This is a genomic window from Methylobrevis albus (genome assembly GCF_015904235.1).
GTDB lineage: Bacteria > Pseudomonadota > Alphaproteobacteria > Rhizobiales > Pleomorphomonadaceae > Methylobrevis_A > Methylobrevis_A albus.
In genome coordinates this window covers 114,780-134,154 of sequence record NZ_JADZLT010000050.1, presented here as the reverse complement: position 1 = coordinate 134,154, position 19,375 = coordinate 114,780, and the positions used below count along the sequence as shown (strand labels likewise).

General features: G+C 70.6%; 20 protein-coding genes. 11 read left to right on the top strand and 9 right to left on the bottom strand.

What is annotated here, in order from left to right; translation table 11 throughout:
• Positions 1–885, bottom strand: a complete 885-nt coding sequence (locus I5731_RS10365; RefSeq protein ID WP_197311315.1) for a LysR substrate-binding domain-containing protein — start codon at positions 883–885, stop codon at positions 1–3.
• Positions 886–1,055: 170 nt separating this feature from the next.
• On the opposite strand from I5731_RS10365, the gene I5731_RS10360 reads away from it, so the two are divergent.
• The 3 genes from I5731_RS10360 (at position 1,056) to I5731_RS10350 (ending at position 2,172) form a co-directional block, all read left to right on the top strand.
• The gene (locus I5731_RS10360) at positions 1,056–1,448 is read left to right on the top strand and encodes a DUF1127 domain-containing protein (RefSeq protein WP_197311314.1); all 393 of its coding nucleotides are present in this window, start codon (positions 1,056–1,058) and stop codon (positions 1,446–1,448) included.
• 245 nt (positions 1,449–1,693) lie between these two features.
• A complete protein-coding gene (locus tag I5731_RS10355) occupies positions 1,694–1,942 on the top strand; it encodes a DUF1127 domain-containing protein (protein ID WP_197311313.1) in 249 nt (82 codons plus the stop codon).
• Positions 1,942–2,172 (top strand): glutathione S-transferase, encoded by a 231-nt coding sequence (locus I5731_RS10350; RefSeq protein WP_197311312.1) that lies wholly within the window; start codon positions 1,942–1,944, stop codon positions 2,170–2,172. Before I5731_RS10355 ends, I5731_RS10350 begins: the two co-directional genes overlap by 1 nt.
• A 175-nt stretch (positions 2,173–2,347) precedes the next feature.
• Here the strand turns inward: I5731_RS10350 and I5731_RS10345 are convergent, their stop codons facing one another.
• From I5731_RS10345 to I5731_RS10325, 5 genes are all read right to left on the bottom strand, one after another.
• Positions 2,348–3,085 carry a DUF937 domain-containing protein gene (locus I5731_RS10345; RefSeq protein WP_197311311.1) on the bottom strand — a complete coding sequence of 246 codons (738 nt, stop codon included), beginning with the start codon at positions 3,083–3,085 and terminating at the stop codon, positions 2,348–2,350.
• A 126-nt stretch (positions 3,086–3,211) separates the two neighbouring features.
• Complete coding sequence (locus I5731_RS10340) at positions 3,212–4,585, bottom strand: glutamate--cysteine ligase (protein WP_197311310.1); 1,374 nt, start codon at positions 4,583–4,585, stop codon at positions 3,212–3,214.
• A 150-nt stretch (positions 4,586–4,735) separates the two neighbouring features.
• Positions 4,736–5,242, bottom strand: a complete 507-nt coding sequence (locus I5731_RS10335; RefSeq protein WP_197311309.1) for a DUF2380 domain-containing protein — start codon at positions 5,240–5,242, stop codon at positions 4,736–4,738.
• Positions 5,243–5,308: 66 nt separating this feature from the next.
• Positions 5,309–6,058, bottom strand: a complete 750-nt coding sequence (locus I5731_RS10330) for a 16S rRNA (uracil(1498)-N(3))-methyltransferase (RefSeq protein ID WP_197311308.1) — start codon at positions 6,056–6,058, stop codon at positions 5,309–5,311.
• Between the two features lie 111 nt (positions 6,059–6,169).
• On the bottom strand, positions 6,170–7,108 hold the full coding sequence (locus I5731_RS10325; RefSeq protein WP_197311307.1) for a LysR family transcriptional regulator: 939 nt from the start codon (positions 7,106–7,108) through the stop codon (positions 6,170–6,172).
• A 282-nt stretch (positions 7,109–7,390) separates the two neighbouring features.
• Here I5731_RS10325 and I5731_RS10320 point away from each other — a divergent pair, with 282 nt between their 5' ends.
• The 4 genes from I5731_RS10320 (at position 7,391) to I5731_RS10305 (ending at position 12,287) form a co-directional block, all read left to right on the top strand.
• Entirely contained in the window at positions 7,391–8,887 is a 1,497-nt protein-coding gene (locus I5731_RS10320) for an FAD-linked oxidase C-terminal domain-containing protein (protein WP_197311306.1), read from the top strand.
• 40 nt (positions 8,888–8,927) lie between these two features.
• Entirely contained in the window at positions 8,928–10,151 is a 1,224-nt protein-coding gene (gene glcE / locus I5731_RS10315; protein ID WP_197311305.1) for a glycolate oxidase subunit GlcE, read from the top strand.
• A 5-nt stretch (positions 10,152–10,156) separates the two neighbouring features.
• Complete coding sequence (gene glcF, locus I5731_RS10310; RefSeq protein ID WP_197311304.1) at positions 10,157–11,485, top strand: glycolate oxidase subunit GlcF; 1,329 nt, start codon at positions 10,157–10,159, stop codon at positions 11,483–11,485.
• Positions 11,486–11,945: 460 nt separating this feature from the next.
• Complete coding sequence (locus tag I5731_RS10305; protein WP_197311303.1) at positions 11,946–12,287, top strand: lysozyme inhibitor LprI family protein; 342 nt, start codon at positions 11,946–11,948, stop codon at positions 12,285–12,287.
• 134 nt (positions 12,288–12,421) lie between these two features.
• Here I5731_RS10305 and I5731_RS10300 read toward each other — a convergent pair whose 3' ends face one another.
• The gene (locus tag I5731_RS10300) at positions 12,422–13,162 is read right to left on the bottom strand and encodes a L,D-transpeptidase (RefSeq protein ID WP_407941839.1); all 741 of its coding nucleotides are present in this window, start codon (positions 13,160–13,162) and stop codon (positions 12,422–12,424) included.
• Positions 13,163–13,716: 554 nt separating this feature from the next.
• Between I5731_RS10300 and I5731_RS10295 the strand changes: the two genes are divergently transcribed.
• The 4 genes from I5731_RS10295 (at position 13,717) to hisG (ending at position 18,086) form a co-directional block, all read left to right on the top strand.
• Positions 13,717–14,283 (top strand): RNA 2'-phosphotransferase, encoded by a 567-nt coding sequence (locus I5731_RS10295; RefSeq protein ID WP_197311301.1) that lies wholly within the window; start codon positions 13,717–13,719, stop codon positions 14,281–14,283.
• 152 nt (positions 14,284–14,435) lie between these two features.
• Positions 14,436–15,905 (top strand): histidine--tRNA ligase, encoded by a 1,470-nt coding sequence (hisS, locus tag I5731_RS10290; RefSeq protein WP_197311300.1) that lies wholly within the window; start codon positions 14,436–14,438, stop codon positions 15,903–15,905.
• A 4-nt stretch (positions 15,906–15,909) separates the two neighbouring features.
• Positions 15,910–17,067: an ATP phosphoribosyltransferase regulatory subunit gene (locus I5731_RS10285; RefSeq protein ID WP_197311299.1), complete on the top strand. Its 1,158-nt coding sequence runs from the start codon at positions 15,910–15,912 to the stop codon at positions 17,065–17,067.
• Positions 17,064–18,086, top strand: a complete 1,023-nt coding sequence (gene hisG, locus I5731_RS10280; protein WP_197311298.1) for an ATP phosphoribosyltransferase — start codon at positions 17,064–17,066, stop codon at positions 18,084–18,086. The genes I5731_RS10285 and hisG overlap by 4 nt, the downstream gene beginning before the upstream one ends.
• A gap of 11 nt (positions 18,087–18,097) precedes the next feature.
• Here the strand turns inward: hisG and I5731_RS10275 are convergent, their stop codons facing one another.
• Positions 18,098–18,733, bottom strand: a complete 636-nt coding sequence (locus I5731_RS10275; protein ID WP_197311297.1) for a DNA-3-methyladenine glycosylase I — start codon at positions 18,731–18,733, stop codon at positions 18,098–18,100.
• Between the two features lie 155 nt (positions 18,734–18,888).
• Positions 18,889–19,344, bottom strand: coding sequence for a hypothetical protein (locus I5731_RS10270; protein ID WP_197311296.1), 456 nt, complete (start codon positions 19,342–19,344; stop codon positions 18,889–18,891).
• Between the last annotated feature and the right edge of the window lie 31 nt (positions 19,345–19,375).

The following is a 19,375-nucleotide window of genomic DNA, read 5'->3' as shown; positions in this document are numbered from 1 at the left end:
TCATTCCGCCGCCGCGACGAAGCTCTCCGGGGCGAGGTTGCCGAGCGAGCAGCGGATGTGGCCGGCGAGGGCGTCGTGCACCGGGTGGCTGGCGTTTTCCGAGCGGATCATCGCGATCTCGCACATCGGCAGGTCCGGCAGGCCGTCGCGGCTGCCGAGGATGCGCATGGTCGGCCGCAGCGTGCTCTCGGCCATCACGGTGACGGCGAGGCCGGCGAGCACCGCGCCCGACAGCGCCGCGGCCGAACCGCTGGTGTAGCTGATCCGGAAGCGCCGGCCTTCGCGGTCGAGCGCGCGCACGGCGGCGTGGCGCCAGGCACAGGTCTCCGAGCCGAGCGCCAGCGGCAGCGGGTCGAGCTCGTGCACGAAATGGTCGCGCGAGCCGACCCAGAACAAGGGTTCGCGCCGGATAACCTCGCCGCCGACGACGTTGTCGCACAGCGTGACGATGCCGAGATCGAGCTTGTCCTCGCGGATCATCGTCGCGATCACGTTGCTCGGCTGGCAGTCGACGGCGATCTCGATCGACGGATTGATGCGCGAGAAGCCGGCGAGCACCGTGGGCAGCAGCCGGTCGGCGTAGTCGTCGGGCAGGCCGAGCCGGATGGTGCCGGCGAGACCCGGATCGGCGAAGGCGATCAGCGTCTCGTCGTTGAGCCGGATCAGCCGGCGGGCATATTCGAGCAGCCGCCGGCCGTCCTCGGTCAGCCGGCTCTGGCGGCCGTCGCGCATGAAGATGGCGCGGCCGACCCGTTCCTCCAGCCGTCGCATCTGCATGGAGACGGCCGACTGGGTCTTGTGCACCACGTCGGCGGCGGCGGTGAAGCTGCCCATTTCGGCGATGGCGACGAAGGTGCGGAGCTGATCGAGGTCGAGGACGTTCATGGCGGCGATCCATCACGACGATTGATGCATTACATTACAAACATTCGTTGGAATGATCAATAGAGCGCTGGCATGGTGGCGACATACCAGAAGGCTCCCGAGCCAAGCCGCCGGACCCCGAGAAACCCCTCGGCCGGCGATGGGAGTCGCTTGCCCGAAGGAGGGCCGTCATGACCATCGAAACCGCCCCGTCCCGGCCGTCATATCCCGTCCGTATCGCGGCCGCCGCCGGCGTGCCGCTGCTCGGCCTCGCCCGCCGCATCGTCGCCGGCTTCGTCGCCTGGCAGGACCGCCGCGCCATCGCCAGCCTGCATGGCCTCGACGACGCGATGCTGTCCGACATCGGCATCAGCCGCGCCGACGTCTACGGCGCGCTCGACGTGCCGTTCGGCGAGCAGCCGAGCCGGCATCTCGTCGCCCGCGTCGAGGAGCGCCGCAGTGCCGAGCGGGAACTCTCCCGCGAGGCCCGGCGCGCCGCCCGCCTGATCGCCTCGGCCGAGCCCCGCACCGCGGCCGACGCCGCGGCCAGCGTGGTGCCGCTGCGCGGCCGCGACGCGGCCTGAGGATCAAAAGCAAGCCTCGCCGTGCCGGGCACCCCGGCATGGCGCCTCTCTCGAGCTCCAATGCATCAACAGGACGAATGGATCCCATCAGGAACATTCGCTTGTTCAATCAGTCGGACGGCGGCATGGTTGCCTCGTCCCCACCCACCACCAACCCGATCCCCCGCCCCGGACATTGGCGGGTTTCCGGCGACCGCCGCCCAGAGAGGCGTTGCGGCACGCGCATGCCTTGCGGAGTGACGACCATGACGACGATCATCAGGACCACGGCAACCCGCCCCGTCGCGGGCTTCCAGGCCGGCGCCTTCGTGGCGACGCTCCTGCGCACCGCCGGCGGCGTGGTCGCAAACTGGTCGTCGCACGCGCAAATGCGCCGCACCAAACGCGCGCTGCACGAGCTCGACGACCGGCTTCTGCAGGATATCGGCCTGACGCGGGACGAAATCGGCCCGGCGCCGAGCCAGCCGACCCTGCCCAGCTACGGCTGGTGGTGATGGCGACGCTGCGGATCGACGACTGCATCAACGACGTCTGCCCGCTCACCGGCCGGCTCGTCGCCCCCGATGCGTTGACGCTCTACCGCGGCTCCGTCGTCGGTTTCGCCACCCCGGCACGCCGTGATGCGTTCCTGGCGGCGATCCTGATGTTCGAATCGGCGCGTATCGTCCCGGTCCCGGCGCGCTCCTGCCCGGCAGACCGCACCCCCGGCCGGGTCGCCGCCTGACCCGGCGTCCTGGTCCGGGGCGGCGCCTTCGCGGCGCCGCCCCCAAGTTCGGCGGCCGTTCCCGCACCACCCCGCGGGACCGACCCGCCCCGCCTTACCGGCCCCCTGCCGGTCGACTTGGCGGCCCGCTCCGGTGGGCCGCCTTTTTTCTGTTCCGATCACGGATCCCGCGCCGTCACTTCGGCAGGTAGCTCTCCATGATCCGCTCGAACGCCTTGCGGTTCGTCTCCTGCATCTCGAGGCCGGCGTCGAACAGCTTGCCGAGCGCGGCGGTGCCCTCGGTGAGCGGGGAGGGGGGCGGTTCGGGGGGCTTTGCCGGGGCCGGGCCGTCGCTGTAGCCCTTCCAGAACGCGCTGACGGCGTCCGCGAAGGGATTGCCCGGCACGGCGAAGGGATTTTCCGGCGCCGCCGACGGCTTGGCGGCGGGCATGCCGGCCTGGAAGCCCGCCGGCATCGCCTTCGCCCACTGATCCATCATCGCCGCGAGCGGCGTCTTCTCCACTTCGCGCCCGACGCCGCCGAGCAGCGTCGTCGTCAGCATCGGCATCATGCGGTTGACGAGTTCGGTGGTGAGGCCGGTCATCAGCGCCGCCTGGTCGGCGACGGCTTTCGCGATTTCCTTCGAGCCGAAAATGCGCTCCAGCGCCTCGCGGCCCGCTTCCTGCGCCACCTTCGAGGCGGCGGCCTCCCAGCTTTCGAAGGCGAGCTTGAACGGGCCCTGCCGCAGCGCGGCGACGAAGCCGAACGGGTCGGCGGCCGGCGCCACGTTACGCTGCAGGCCCATCGCATAGACCGGCAGCAGCGTCGCCATCAGCTTCTCGACATCGCCCGGCGTCACGCCGAACTGGCCGGCGAAATTTTCGACCGCGCGCCCGCCTTGCGCCTGCCGCATCAGATCCGTGAAGGTATACAACCGAGCCGTCCTCCGCCCCAACGATCCCGCTTGCCGCGATGATCGGCCGGCGCAAGGCCAACGTCAAACGGCGTTTTCGGTGCACGCGCAAAAGCTTGCCGCAGGCCGGCGCCGCAGGGCGACCGCTCAGTAGGCGTAGGCGGCGAACACCGGGTCGATCTCGCCCTTCCATTCGCCGTGGAAGCGCTCGAGCATCACTTCGGCCGGGGTCTTGCCGGTGGCGAGCGTCTCGGCGACCGGGTCGAGATACTGCGTCTCGTCGTAGCCGCCGCTGTTGAGCCGGGCGCGGCGGGCAAGGCCGGCGCGTGCGATCTGCACGGCGCGGCGGGCGACGTCGCGGGCGGTGCCGCCGCGGAACGGCGTGTTCAGCGCCGACTTCGGCACGCCGTCGCGCAACGCCTGCATCTCCTCGGTCGTCCAGTCGGCGACCAGTTCGCCGGCGGCCGCGAGCGAATCGGCGTCGTAGAGCAGCCCGACCCAGAAGGCGGGCAGGGCGCAGATCCGCCGCCACGGGCCGCCGTCGGCGCCGCGCATCTCGAGGAAGCGCTTCAGCCGCACTTCGGGGAAGAGGGTCGAGAGATGGTTGTCCCAGTCGCCGATCGACGGCACCACGCCGGGAATCCGGTGGCGGAAGCCGCCGGCGAGGAACTCGCGGAAGGTGATCTCGGTCGCGTCGTGATAGGTGTCGCCGCGCTTCACGAAATACATCGGGATGTCGAGCGCCCAGTCGACGTAATGCTCGAAGCCGAAGCCCTCGTCGAACACGAACGGGATCATGCCGGAGCGGGCGTTGTCGGTGTCGCGCCAGATCTCGGAGCGCTCCGAAAGGTTGCCGTTCGGCTTGCCCTCGGTGAACGGGGAATTGGCGAACAGCGCGGTCGCGATCGGCTGCAGCGCCACCGAGACGCGCATCTTCGCCACCATGTCGGCTTCGCTGGCGAAATCGAGGTTCACCTGCACGGTGCAGGTGCGGAACATCATGTCGAGCCCGCGCGTGCCGACCTTCGGCATGTAGGCCTTCATGATGTCGTAGCGCGATTTGGGCATGTGCGGCGTTTCGGCGAACGTCCACTTCGGGCTCATGCCGAGGCCGAGGAAGCCGATGCCGAGCGGTTCGGCGACCTGGCGCACCTGCGCGAGATGGCCGAACGTCTCCTTGCAGGTCTGGTGCAGGTTCTCGACCGGCGCCCCGGAGAGCTCGAACTGGCCGCCGGGCTCGAGGCTGATCGCGCCGCCGCCGGCGTTGTCGGCGAGGCCGATGATCAGGCCGCGATCGACGATCGGCTCCCAGCCACACAGGCGCTCCATGCCCTCGAGCAGCGCCTTGACGCCGCGCTCGCCCTCGTAGGGCACTGGGGAATGGTCGGCGAGGTAGAAGCCGAACTTCTCGTGCTCGGTGCCGATCCGCCATTGCTCCGGCGGCTTGCTGCCCGATTCGAGGCGCGCGGCGAGCTGGTCGCGGCTTTCGAGTGCGGTATCGTCCGACGTGTCGCGCGCCATGCGGAAGCCTTCGTGCCCAGGTCCTGCCGCCGGTCGCGCGGCCGGAGGCATCCCGGCGCGCCGGGGGCCGGCGGAGCGGGACACTAGCCCCCGGCCGATCCGCGATCAATCGGGAGAAACGATCACATTCCCGCTGCCCGCCGCCGGGGCTTACTGCGTCAGTTCGGGCAGGTCGTTCATTTCCCGCGCGATGAACGCGCCGGCGCGGTCGAAGGCCTCGTCGGTGTCGCCGCGGAAGCTGATCTTGCGGCTCATCACGATCTTGCCGTCGCCGAGCGCCAGCACGTCGACCTGGCCGTTCTGGATCAGCGAGCTCATCTTGTGGATGCCGCCGAAGACGAGATAGTCGGCGCCGGCCGCCGACGCCGCGGCCGCCAGCACGTCCGGCGCCACCGTCTCGGCGCTGCACGCCTCGCTGCCGCAGGAAAGCTGCACCACCGAAAAGCGCCCGGTCTCGCCGAGATCCGATTCGATGCGCTCGCGGAAGAGGTCGAGCCGGACGAGATGCTCGGCGGCTTGGTCACGCGGTTCGCCGGAGGTGTCGAGGTAGACGAAGTCGGCGACGGCGACGCGGACATCCGCCGCCGCGAGGGCCGCGCCGGGCAGCAGGCAGGCCGCGAGGCCTCCCGCGGCGGCGAGGAGAGCGATGCGCTTCATGGTCGGTCCTTCCGGTTCATGCCGCGGGGAGTATAGCCCCTCGCGCCTGTTCCGCGGCGCCTTGTCTCAGCGCCAGTCCCCGATCGTCGCCTGCACCACCGCGAGCGCCGCGACCGCGGCGGTGTCGGCGCGCAGGATGCGGGGGCCGAGCGGGATCGGCGTCACGAAGGCGAGGCCGCGCAGCCGCGCGCGCTCGTCGTCGGCAAAACCGCCTTCCGGGCCGATCAGCACCGCGAGCGGGCCTGGCCCGAGGCTGGTGAGCGCCGGCACCGGGTTGGTGGTGTCCTCGCCCTCGTCGCAGAACAGCAGCCGCCGTCCGGGCTCGGCGGTCTCCCAACTGTCGAGCAGCCGGGAGAGCGTCGTGTCCGCGTCGACGGACGGCACGTGCAGCACGCCGCATTGCTCGGCCGCCTCGACCACGTTGGCGCGCATCCGCTCGAGGTTGACCCGGCTCGCCTGGGTGTGCCGCGTCATCACCGGCCTGAGCCGGCCGACGCCCATCTCCACCGCCTTCTGCACCATGTAGTCGAGCCGGGCGTGCTTCAGCGGGGCGAACAGGTAGAGCAGGTCGGGCGCCGGCGGCTGCGGCCGGATGAACGCCTCCGGCACCAGCGCCGCCGCCTTGCGGCCGAGCAGGGTGAGCTTGCAGCGCGCCTCGCCGTCACGCCCGTTGAAGGCGAGCACGGCGGCGCCGTCTTCGAGCCTGAGCACGTTGAGGAGATAGTTCGAGGCGTCCCGGGCGAGTGCGATCGCCGTGCCCGGCACGATCGGGACCTCGACGAAGAGTCGCGGCGTGCGGAAATCGGAATGGGCCATGGCAACTGCGTCTTCGGATGGGATCGTGAGATGGGGCCGGGGGCGATTGGCCCCCGTTCACGTCCCCTTCCCATACGGCGCGACCCTGCGCAAGGCGCGCAAGGCCCGGCCTCACTCGGCGGCGTTGCGCACCGTCAGCACCTCGTCGAGCCCGTGGTCCCAGTAGGGCGAGGGGCCGTAGAGGCTGGCGAGATAGTCGATGAAGACGCGTACCTTGGCCGGCAGGAAGCGCCGGCTCGGGTAGACCGCATAGACGCCGACGTGCCGCGAGGCGCGGTACTGCGGCAGCACCACCTGCAGCCGGCCCGCCGAAAGATCGGGGCCGATGTCCCAGGTCGAGCGCAGCGCGATACCGACACCGGCGAGGGTCAGTTCGCGCACGACCTCGCTGGAATTCGTCTGCACCGGCCCGCTCGCCCGCACCGCGACCGGCCCGTGCGGCCCCTCGAGGCGCCAGGGGTCCTGGTGGCTCGCGGCGAGGCAGACATGGTGGGCGAGTTCGTCGACGTCGAGCGGCATGCCATGCTGCTCGATGTAGCCGGGCGCCGCGCACAGCACCCGGTGCGCCGGCGCGAGCCGGCGGACGACGAGGCTGGAATCCTGCAGTTCGGCAATGCGGATCGCAAGGTCGAAGCCGTCGCCGACCACGTCGACGAAATCGTCCGAGAGCAGCAGGTTGACCGCGAGATCGGGGTTCTTCTCGAGGAAGGTGCCGAGATAGGGCGCGATGTGCAGGCGGCCGAACGAGGTCGGCGCCGAGACCTTCAGCGTACCGCGCGCCTGCGCCGAGCGGCGCGACACGAAGGCTTCCGCATCCTCGATCGAGGCGAGCACCGCGACGATGCGCTCGTAGAAGCCCTGGCCGGCCTCGGTGAGCGCGATCTGGCGGGTCGTGCGTTGCAAGAGCCGGGTGCCGAGGCGGTCTTCCAGCCGGCGAATCCGTTTGGAGACCACGGCCGGGGAGAGCGACATTTCGCGGCCCGCCGCCGACATGCTGCCGGCGGTCACGACACGGGCGAAGATTTCCAGATCGGCAATATCCGACATCACGGTGGGTCCCGCAGGCTCAAGAGGCACTCGATCCCGTCAGGGCCGAGACATAAGGCTTTGCCGGCTTTCGTCCAGTGCCCCGGCCGGTGCAGCCGGACGGTCCCCTCCTGTTGCCCGAGTGGATTCCGCAATGCCATCCGCATTTGCGTGCAACACTTGCGACCTTAGTGCAACCATCGGTGCTCTCCTCAATATTGCACCGGAGGCGCCGGCGTGATTTGACGAATCGTCGCGACCGGCGCCGCCGGGCGGACCAAGAATTCCACGACGAGGGAGCGCCGCGTGTCCGGTCTCATGATGCCCGTCCCCGACGCGGCCGTGCTCGGCCGTCGCGGCGAGATTGTCGCCGCGCTCACCCGCATCGTCGGCGCCGAGGGCGTGGTGGAGAGCTCCGTCGGCCTGAAGCCCTACGAGAGCGACGGGCTCACCGCCTATCGCCAGCCGCCGCTCGTCGTCGTGCTGCCTCGCACCACGGCGGAGGTCGCGGCCGTCCTCGCCTATTGTCACCGTGAAGGCGTCAAGCTGGTGCCGCGCGGCGCCGGCACCTCGCTGTCAGGCGGCGCGCTGCCGCTCGAGGACGGCGTGCTGATGTCGATGATGCGCTTCAACCGCATCCTCGACGTCGATTTCGAGGACCGTGTCGCCGTGGTGCAGCCCGGCGTCACCAACCTCGCCATCACCCGCGCCGTCGAGCACCGCGGCTTCTACTACGCCCCGGACCCGTCGTCGCAGATCGCCTGCTCGATCGGCGGCAACGTCGCGGAGAACTCCGGCGGGGTGCACTGCCTGAAATACGGCCTCACCGCCAACAACGTGCTCGGCGTCGAGCTGGTGCTGATCACCGGCGAGGTCGTCCGCCTCGGCGGCCGCCACCTCGACCCCGAGGGCTATGACCTGCTCGGCCTCGTCATCGGCTCGGAGGGCCTGCTCGGCGTCGTCACCGAAGTCACCGTGCGCATCCTGCGCGCGCCGGAAACCGCGCGGGCGCTGCTGGTCGGCTTTTCCAGCTCCGAAGACGCCGGCCGCGCCGTCGCCGCGGTGATCGCCGCCGGCATCATCCCCGGCGGCATGGAGATGATGGACCGGCCGGCGATCAATGCCGCCGAGGATTTCGTCGCCGTCGGCTATCCGCGCGACGCCGAGGCGCTGCTGATCGTCGAGCTCGACGGGCCGGAGGTCGAGGTCGACCACCTGATCGGCGAGGTCGAGGCGATCGTCCGGGAGAACGGCGCCACCACGATCCGCATCTCTGTGACGCCCGAGGAACGCCTCGCCTTCTGGGCCGGCCGCAAGGCGGCGTTCCCGGCGGCGGGCCGCATCTCGCCCGACTACCTCTGCATGGACGGCACCATTCCGCGGAAAAAGCTGCCCGAGGTGCTGACCGGGATGCAGGAGATGTCGGCGCGCTACGGCCTGCGCGTCGCCAACGTCTTCCACGCCGGCGACGGCAACCTGCACCCGCTGATCCTCTACGACGCCAACATCCCCGGCGAACTCGACCGCGCCGAGTCGTTTGGCGCCGATATCCTGCGGCTCTGCGTCAAGGTCGGCGGCGTGCTCACCGGCGAGCACGGCGTCGGCATCGAGAAGCGCGACCTGATGCCGGTGATGTTCAGCGAGGCCGACCTCGACCACCAGATGCGGGTGAAATGCGCCTTCGACGCCGATCATCTGCTCAACCCCGGCAAGGTCTTCCCGCAACTGCGCCGCTGCGCCGAACTCGGCCGGATGCACGTCCACGCCGGCCGGCTGCCGTTCGCGGACATCCCGCGGTTCTGAGCGGCGGCACCTGAAAGCTGGAAAAACGACGGATGGCGCGATGACGGAGCGGATCGAGACGAGAAGCGCGGCGGAGGTGCTCGCCGCCGTCGCCGGCGCGGTCGCCGCCGGCACGACGCTGGAAGTCGTGTCCGGCGCCAGCAAGCGCGGGCTCGGTCGCCCCGTGACGGCCGACGCCGTTCTCGACACAGCCGCGCTGAACGACATCGTGCTCTACGAGCCGGACGAACTCGTGCTGACCGTGCAGCCCGGCGCCGGCATGGCGGAACTGGAAGCGCTGCTCGCCAATGAAGGCCAGGCCTTCGCCTTCGAGCCGCCGGACTTCGGCCCGCTGCTCGGCCGGCCGGCGGGGGAGGGCAGCATCGGCGGCATCGTCTCCACCGGCCTTTCCGGCCCGCGCCGGATCAAGGCCGGGGCCGCACGCGACCATGTGCTCGGCGTCCACGCTGTCTCGGGGCGCGGCGAGGCGTTCAAGTCGGGCGGGCGCGTCGTCAAGAACGTCACCGGCTACGACCTCTCCAAGGGCCTCACCGGCGCCTACGGCACGCTCGCCGTCTTCACCGAACTCAGCCTCAAGGTGCTGCCGGCGGCCGCGACCGAGGCGACGCTGCTGCTCGCCGGCCTCGATGCCGGGCGCGCCGTCGCGGCGATGTCGGCGGCGCTGGGCGCGCCGGTCGATGTCTCCGGCGCCGCGCACCTGCCGGCGGCCCTGGCGAAGACGCTCGGCCTTCCCGGCGCCGCGACGCTGATCCGCCTCGACGGCATCGCGCCCTCGGTGCACGACCGCTTCGACCGGTTGACTGCAAACCTCCGCGCCTTCGGCCATGCCGAGAAGCTGGACGCGGAGCCGAGCACCGCGCTCTGGCGCGGCATCCGTGACGTCGTACCCTTCGTCGGCAGCGACGCCGCCGTCTGGCGCGTCTCGGTCGCGCCCAGCGCCGGACCGGCGATTACCGCGGCAGCGGACGCGCTCGGCGCCGCGAGCTTCCTAGACTGGGGCGGCGGCCTCGTCTGGGTGGCGGTTCCCGAAGCCGCGGCGCCGGATCTCGGCGCAACCGTCCTCCGTGCAGCCGTCGCCACCGCCGGCGGCGGCCACGCCACGCTGGTGCGTGCCTCGGCCGATGCGAGGTTGCGCATCCCGGTGTTCGAGCCGCAGCCGCCGGCGCTCGCGGCGCTCGCCGCCCGCCTCAAGGCGCAGTTCGACCCGCTCGGCATCCTCAACCCCGGCCGCCTCGTCCCGGCCCATCCGGCGCCGGAGGCCTGACGACCATGCAGACCAATTTCAGCCTCGCCCAGCTCGCCGATCCGCATGTCGCGAGTTCCGAAAAGATCCTGCGCACCTGCGTCCACTGCGGTTTCTGCACGGCGACCTGCCCGACCTTCGTGCTGCTCGGCGACGAACTCGACAGCCCGCGCGGCCGCATCTACCTGATCAAGGACATGCTGGAGGCCGGCCGCGCCGCCGACGAGGTGACGGTGCGCCACGTCGACCGCTGCCTCTCCTGCCTCTCCTGCATGACGACCTGCCCGTCCGGCGTCGACTACATGCACCTCGTCGACCACGCCCGCGTCCACATCGAGGCGACCTACCGGCGCCCGCTGCCCGAGCGCGCCTTCCGCGCCGTGCTCGCCGCCGTGCTGCCCTATCCGGGGCGGATGCGGCTGGCGCTCGCCGCGGCGCTGTTCGGCAAGCCACTGGCGCCGCTGCTCGCCCGGCTCGGCCGCGACGGCGCCCGCCTCGGCGCGATGCTGGCGCTGTCGCCGGCGAAAGCCGCGCCCGCCTCGCGCCATCGCCCGGGTGACCGCATCGCCCCCGCCGGCCCGCGCCGCCGCCGCGTCGCCATGCTGACCGGCTGCGCTCAGCCGGTGCTGCGCCCGGAGATCAACGACGCGGCGATCCGCCTGCTCGGCCGCTTCGGCGTCGAGGTGGTGCTGCCGAAGGGGGAGGGCTGCTGCGGCGCGTTGGTGCACCACATGGGCCGCGAGGACGACGCGCTCGCCGCCGCCCGCCGCAACATCGACACCTGGATCGCCGAGATCGACGGCGAGGGCCTCGACGCCATCCTGATCACCGCCTCCGGCTGCGGCACCACGATCAAGGACTACGGCACCATGCTGAAGCTCGACCCGGCCTATGCCGAGAAGGCCGCACGGGTCGCAGCGCTCGCAAAGGACGTGACCGAGTTCCTCACCACGGAAGCCCTGCCGCCCGTCGCGCCGGCCCGGGATGCGGCGCCGATGATCGTCGCCTACCACTCCGCCTGCTCGATGCAGCACGGCCAGAAGATCCGCACGGAGCCGAAGCGCCTGCTCGCCGCCGCCGGCTTCGAGGTGCGCGACGTGCCCGAGGGCCACCTCTGCTGCGGCTCCGCCGGCACCTACAACATCATGCAGCCGGCGATTGCCCGGCAGCTGCGCGATCGCAAGGTCGCCAACATCGAGCGCACCGCACCCGACGTGATCGCCACCGGCAACATCGGCTGCATCACGCAGATCCGCTCGGGAACGACGGTGCCGATCGTCCATACCGTCGAACTGCTCGACTGGGCCTATGGCGGCCCGCGGCCGGCCGAGCTAGGCGCGCCGCGCGGGGCGTAAGCCGGGACGTCATCCGCAATTGCATTGCTGGCGGCTTTTCAGCGCGCGCCGCGTCGGCTATTCTTGATCTGTGTTTTGATCGCGTGGTTCAGGCCGTTTTCGTCAAATATTTGCAGCGTCATCGATTTTCGTTGTTCTATCGGCCTGCCGGCACGGCGGGCGGCGACCCGGCCGCAAGGCGCGTCGCCGAGGACGCCGGGTTTCTCCGGCGTTTGCGGGGTTCGGCCATCACTTCTCGGTGTCCCGCCTTAACGCGGACGCAGTGACGGGCGACATAAGGTCAACTGATCGGTTCGAAGATCGCCGATCGTGGAAATGCTTTCACCGGCTCGTCTTTCCGAAGGAACATCCTCTGGACGACAGGCCGACCGGAGACCGGACGATGCTTTCGGAACCGGATGGCGGATGCGTTGGTTGGGGCTCCGGACGGCAGCGCCGGAACGAAGCAGGACGGGGTGCGATGGGCGGCAGGGCGTTGAAGCTCCTTCTGGTGAGTTGTCTCTTCGGGGGCCTCGTGGTGCACAGCGCCGGCGGCGCCGTGGCCGCCGGCCCGAGCTTCGACTGTGACAAGGCACGCGGCGATGTCGAGCGCCTGATCTGCGCCGACGCCGAACTCTCGGACCTCGATGCCCGCTTCGCCCGCTCGTTCGCGGCGGCCCTCGCGCGCGCGCCGGCCGGTGCGGTGCGCGACCTCACCGCGAGCGAAAAGGACTGGCGCCGCATCCGCAACAACTGCGCCCGTGCCAGCGACCCGCGCCAGTGCACCATGGACGCCTACCAGAGCTTCATGAGCCAGCTCTGACGGGGCGCGGGGTCGACCGCTCCGGCTGAACCCAGGGTGCACCAGAGAAAAGCGGTCCACCAACACCACAGAGCGCCAAACAAAAAGGCCGTCTCCCGCAGGAGACGGCCTTTTGCTTTGCAGACTTCGCCCGCTCAGCGCACCACGACGACCCGCGCCCCGACCGGCACGCGTTCGTAGAGGTCGGTGACGTCCTCGTTGCGCATGCGGATGCAGCCGGACGACACGGCGTGGCCGATCGTCCACGGCTCCGACGTGCCGTGGATGCGGTAGAGCGTCGAGCCGAGGTAGAGCGCGCGGGCGCCGAGCGGATTGCGCGGCCCGCCTTCCATGAACACCGGCAGGTAGGGCTGGCGCTTGCGCATTTCCGCCGGCGGCCGCCACGACGGCCATTCCGCCTTGCGGGTGACGCGGTGCGTGCCGGCCCACTGGAAGCCCGGCCGGCCGACGCCGACGCCGTAGCGCCGGGCGCGGCCGTCGCGCTCGACGAGGAACAGGTGGCGGGCTTCCGTGTCGATGATGATCGTGCCCGGCCCATGCGGGCCGCTGTAGTCGACCACGGTGGGCAGGAAGCGCGGATCGATCTGGCCGCGCGGATCGGCGCGCTTCGCCGTCTGCCCGGGCGGCTGCACCGGCATCGTCTCGAGCTGGCGGCTCGGGTCGGGCAGGCGCATCGTGGCGGTCGTCGCCTTCGGCGGCGGCGCACGGTAGATCGGCTGCGTGCCGGGGCGCAGCTGCATCACCCACGGCTCGGTGAGGTCGGGGCTGAGCACGATCGGCGGCGGCGAGGCATAGCGGCTGTTCTGGGCGGACGCCGGACCGGCGAGAACCGCCAGCGCCAGCGTGGTGGCGAGAACCATGTGTTTCATCGACAGACTCGAGACGCGACAGTCGTTGACGGGACCCCGGAGTGCGAGGCGGCGACGGCGCGCGAAACGCGCCCGATGCCCGCGATGCTAGGCGCCGACCCGCGACCGAATGGTGAATCGAATCCGCCCGTTAAGCCTCCAATTGCCGCGATCGCCGGGCGTGGTAAACGAAGCGTCCACGGAGAGGGTTAATGGCCCTCGCTGGATGTGACGTTGCCGACGTGCCCCGGGGTGGTCGGGGTGGGCTGATGGTAGAGTTGTTCGCTCCAGCCAACGGCGGGGCCCGGCGCACCCGGCCTCGTCCTTCGAGACGGCCCTGCGGGCCTCCTCAGGATGAGGCCTCAGCGATTTCTCTGTTTTTGCTGCAGGCGGTTACCCTTTTCCCTCATCCTGAGGAAGGCGCGAAGCGCCTGTCTCGAAGGGCGAGAGAAAAAGCCGGGGCGCCGGCAGACCGCAGGCCCCGACCCTCAGGAGCTATCGCAGTCTTGACAAGGACTTCGATTACTTGCCCAAGGTCGACGCGAACTGAATTGGACAGCAGTGGCACGACGGGGAGCGGAATGGTCGCCAAACAATCCGATTTGACCCGGGCGAGCCGCTTCATGGCGCTGGTGCTGCGTCATGATCCGGCGTCCGCGGGGCTCGTACTCGACGCGGAGGGCTGGACCGCCGTGACGGAACTCTTGCGAGCCCTCGGGCAGGCGGGTCATTCGCTGACGGCCGAGGATCTCGTCGCCCTCGTCGCCGCCGACGGCAAGGGGCGCTATGCAATCTCGTCGGACGGCACGCGCATCCGCGCCAACCAGGGCCATTCCACGGCCGATGTGGCGATCGCCTTCGCCGAGGCCGAGCCGCCTGCACGGCTCTTTCACGGCACCGTGCCGGCCGCACTGCCGGCGATCCTCGCCGACGGCCTTCGCCGGATGCAGCGCCACCACGTGCATCTCAGCGGCGACATCGAGACGGCCGTGAAGGTCGGCGCGCGGCGGGGCAGACCGGTCGTGCTCGCCGTCGACGCCGCCGGCATGCGGGTGGCGGGGCATGTCTTTTTCCGCAGCGACAACGGCGTCTGGCTCGTCGATGCGGTGCCGCCTGCGTTCCTGAGCCTCACGCCGGACACCGCCTGACACCGGCCGCGGCCCGGGCGTCGGCCTCGGCCGGGAGACGCCGCCCGCCGCCCATCCGCCATCCTTGCCCTCGCCCCCCCGTTCCGCTAGGAAACGGCACCGAAAAGCGGCCGTGCCCGGCCGTTGTCCCGTTGTCTTCAAGGCCGAAATTCATGTCCGCTGGTATCACCGAGGCGCGGTTGCCGCGCGGGTTCGTCGATCGCACGCCGGACGAGATCCGCGCGTCCGAGGCGATGATGCGGGTGATCCGCGAGACCTACGAGCGCTACGGCTTCGAGCCGGTGGAAACGCCGCTCGTCGAGTTCACCGATGCGCTGGGAAAATTCCTGCCCGACCAGGACCGGCCGAACGAGGGCGTGTTCTCGTTCCAGGACGACGACGAGCAGTGGCTGTCGCTGCGCTACGACCTCACCGCGCCGCTCGCCCGCTTATTCGCCGAGAACCACGAGCGCCTGCCGAAGCCCTATCGCAGCTACCGCGCCGGCTGGGTGTTCCGCAACGAGAAGCCCGGCCCCGGCCGCTTCCGTCAGTTCATGCAGTTCGACGCCGACACGGTGGGCGCCGCCTCCGTCGCGGCCGACGCCGAGATGTGCATGATGATGGCCGACACGCTGGAAGCGCTCGGCATTCCACGCGGCCAGTATGTGGTGCGGGTGAACAACCGCAAGGTGCTGGACGGCGCCATGGAGGCGGCGGGCCTCGCCGCACCGGAGCAGGCCGCCGTTCGCCTCAACGCCATGCGCGCCCTCGACAAGTTCGACAAGTTCGGGCTCGAGGGCGTCGCGCTGCTGCTCGGCCCCGGCCGGCGCGACGAGTCCGGCGACTTCACCAAGGGCTGCGGCCTCGATGCCGGCCAGATCGAACTGCTGCTCGCCGTGCTGGACGGCAAGGGGCTGGAGAGCCTTTCGGGCGTGCTCGCCGCCTCGCCGCGCGGCCAGGAAGGCGTCGCCGAACTCGTCGAGATCGGCGCGCTGATCCGGGCTGCCGGCTATCGCGACGACCGCATCCGCATCGACACCTCGGTCGTCCGCGGCCTCGAATATTATACCGGCCCGGTCTACGAGGCCGAACTCCTGTTCGAGACCAAGAACGACGACGGCCAGCCGGTCCGTTTCGGCTCGGTCGGCGGCGGCGGGCGCTATGACGGGCTGGTCGGGCGGTTCCTGAAGGAGAACGTGCCGGCGACGGGCTTCTCCATCGGCGTCTCGCGCCTCACCGCCGCGCTGAAGGCGCTCGGCAAGCTCTCGTCGGCGGACGCGCGCGGCCCCGTGGTGGTGCTGGTGATGGACCGCTCGGCGATCGCCTCCTACCAGACGATGGTCGCGGAACTCCGCAAGGCCGGTATCCGCGCCGAGATGTACCTCGGCTCCTCCGGCATGAAGCCGCAGATGAAATACGCCGACCGCCGCGGCGCCCCGATCGTCGTGATCGAGGGCTCCAACGAGCGCGAGGCGCACGAGGTGCAGCTGAAAGACCTCGCCCTCGGCAAGGAAATGTCGAAGGACATCAGCGACAACGAGATCTGGCGCGCCAGCCGCCCGGCGCAGGTGACCGTGAAGCGCGCCGACCTCGTCGCCGAGGTCAAGCGCATGCTCGGCGCGGCCGGCGGGCGGACGGAGTGACCCGATGAGCCGCGAGGCGCTCGACGCCGCCATCGCCCGCGCCGGGGCCGCCTTTGCCGCCGCCGGCTTCCAGCCGGTGGAAGTGCCGGTGCTGCTGCCGATGGAGGACTTCGTCCGGATTTCGGGCGAGGAATTCCGCCGCCGCATTCTCGTCGTGGTCGACGGCCGCGGCACCGAGCGCTGCCTGCGGCCGGAGTTCACAATCCCCGTCTGCCGTCAGGTGCTCGGCGACGCGGCGTCACGCGACGGCGGCCGCTTCTCCTATTCCGGCAAGATTTTTCGCAATGGCCGCCCGGGCGAGGGCGACGAAGTCTGGCAGATGGGCGGCGAGGTGATCGGCCGCCACGACATCGCCGCCACCGACGCCGAAGTGCTCGGCCTCGCGCTGGGCATCGCCCGTGGCTCGGGGCTGGCGGCGCCGGCGATCCTCGCCGGCGACGTCGGCCTGTTCGCCCGCCTGCTCGGCGCGCTCGCCGTGCCGCCGGCCTGGAAACGCCGGCTGATGACGCAGTTCGGCGATCCGGCCAAGGTCAACGAGACGGTCGCGCGGATGACGGCGCCGCGGGCGAGCTTCGCCCAGTTCGCGCCGCACGCGGAAGTCATCGGCGCCCTCGCCGCCTTTCCGCCGGAAAAGGTCGGCGAGCTCTTCGCCGACATCCTCTCGATCGCCGGCATCCAGACGGTGGGCGGCCGCTCCACCTCCGAGATCGCCGAGCGCGTGCTGGAGCAGGCGAGCCTCGCCGCCGAGGACGTGATGCCGGCCGAGCACGCCGCCCTGATCGCCGACTTCCTCGCCATCGAGGCGCCGCTGCGACGCGCCGAGGACCGGCTCGCCGCGCTGCTGCCGCGCATTCCCGGCGGGGCAGGGGCGTTTGCCACCGCGCTCGACCTGTTCTCGGCCCGCACCGCGGCGCTGCGCGATGCCGGCGTCGCGATCGACGACGTCGTGTTCTCCGCCCGCTTCGGCCGCCGGCTCGGCTACTACGACGGCTTCGTCTTCGACATCGCCGACCGCCGCGCCCCGGCGCTCGGCCAGGTCTGCGGCGGCGGCCGCTACGACGGGCTGATGCCGAGCTTCGGCGCGGCCCCCGGAACCCGGGCCGTCGGCTTTGCGGTCTGGACCGAACGGCTCGCCGCCCTCGCCGGGGAGGCGACATCGTGACCACATCGCCCAGCACCGCACCGCTGATCGTCGCCGTTCCTTCGAAGGGCCGCCTGCAGGAGCAGACGCTCGCCTTCTTCGAGCGCTCCGGCCTGCAGGTCCGCCAGGCGCGCGGCAGCCGCGACTACTTCGGCACCATCGCCGGCGTCGCCGGCGCCGAGGTCCAGTTCCGCTCGGCCTCCGAAATTGCGCGCGAAGTCGGCGCCGGCAACGTCCACCTCGCCGTCACCGGCCTCGACCTGCTGCACGAGACGCTCGGCGCCGCGCAGGACGAGATCCATCCCGGCACCAGCCTCGACGCCGACGCGCCCGCCCCGGCGCACCTCGTCACCAAGCTCGGCTTCGGCCACGCCAACGTCGTCGCGGCGGTGCCGCAGGCGTGGCTCGACGTCGTCTCGATGGCGGACCTCGCCGACGTCGCGGCGCGCTTCCGCCTGAAGCACCACCGGCCGATGCGGGTCGCGACCAAATACGTCTCGCTGACGCGCCGCTTCCTCACCGGCCACGGCATCTCCGACTACCTGATCGTCGAGAGCCCCGGTGCCACCGAGGGCGCGCCGGCCGCGGGCACCGCCGAACTCATCGTCGACATCACCTCGACCGGCCGGACCCTCGCCGACAACGGCCTGAAGGTCGTCGACGACGCGACGATCATGCGCTCCGAGGCCTGCCTCGTCGCCGCGACCGGCGCCGACTGGTCGCCGACCGCCCGCAAGGCCGCGCGCATCATGCTGACGCGCATCGCGGCCGATGCTCGCGCCCGCGCGGTCCGCCGCGTCGAGGCGGCGATCGGCGGCGCCGACCGTTTCGCCGCCATCGCCGGCAACCGCTTCGGCGCGACGCTGCCGCTGCCGCCCGAGAACGACCGCCTCGTGCTGCTCTGCCCGGTGAAGGCAATCCACGACCTCTCGTCGTGGCTGATCGAGGAGGGCGCCCGCACCGTCGCGGTCTCGGCGGTCGACTACGTGTTCGAGGCGGAGAACCGGCTCTACGACGCGCTTGCAAAACGCATCGGCTGAGGCGGCAACGCCTACCGCGGCCGCACGAAGTCCGCGCGCAGTTTTTCAACAGGCGCGCGGCAGCAGCAGCCTTCGAGGTGGTCGTTGACGACGCCCATCGATTGCATGAACGCATAGACAGTGGTCGGGCCGACGAAACTCCAGCCCCGCTTCAGCAGCGCCTTCGACAGCGCTATCGACTCCGGCGTCTTCGTCAGTCCCCGGGCGGCGCCGAGCGTCATCACCGGCGGCCGCGTCGCCGGGTCGGGCTCGTGGCGCCAGACGAAGGCGGCGAGCGACCCGGTCTCGTCGATGAGGTCGCGGGCGCGGCGGGCGTTGTTGATCACCGACAGGATCTTGGCGCGGTGGCGGACGATACCGGCATCGCCGAGCAGCCGCTCGACATCGGCGTCGCCGAAGGCCGCGACGCGGTCGATGTCGAACTCCGCAAAGCCGCGCCGGAAATTCTCGCGCTTGCGCAGGATCGTCAGCCAGGAGAGCCCGGACTGGAATCCTTCGAGGCAGAGCTTTTCGAACAGCTTTGTGTCATCGCCGACCGGCCGCCCCCACTCCTCGTCGTGATAGCGCCGATAGTCGTCCTTCTCGCCGTGCCACCAGCAGCGGGCGGCACCGTCGGGTCCGATCGAGAGGCCATCGGGAAGGGTCATGGGATCCGTCGCGAAAAATGTTCGTTATTTGTTCTAGCAAGCGGCATCCTGGCTTTGCAAGCCGGATTCGCACCGTGCGGCGGCGGCCATGGTCGGACGACGCCGCCCGGTCCAGCGCGTCGCGCGCAACGGAGCCGAGCCACGGCAAGCTCCGCTCACGGGATTTGCACGAGGTTGGCCTGCAGGCTCACCGTGCAGCCCGAGACGGCGAAGAAGTTTGCAAGGCGGGCGGTGAGTGACGCGCGCGTTGTCGAGGTCGCCAGCACCGCCGGGCTCAGCGTCCAGCCCAGGATGCCGCCGGTCCGCGTCGTGACGGTCACCTGCGAACTGATCGCCTGGCCCGAGTAGTTGATGTTCGCCCGGAAGGTATTGTTGGGCACGAACATCGTCACGCTGGCGCGGGAGGTGACGTAGGCGAGCGTGCTGTCGGCGTCGTTGCCGAGGGCGGTGCCGGCGGGGCGATAGATCAGCCGGCCGAAATCGCCGACCGTGGCGGCCGAACCGCAGACGCTGGTCGCCTCGGTGACGAAGGCCGTGCCGACCCAGAGCGATTCCGCCCGCGCCGGCTGGATGGTCGCGGCGAGGACGAGGGCGAGAAGCAACGTGCGCATCGGCTTGAGGTCCCTCGAATTCGAACTGGCG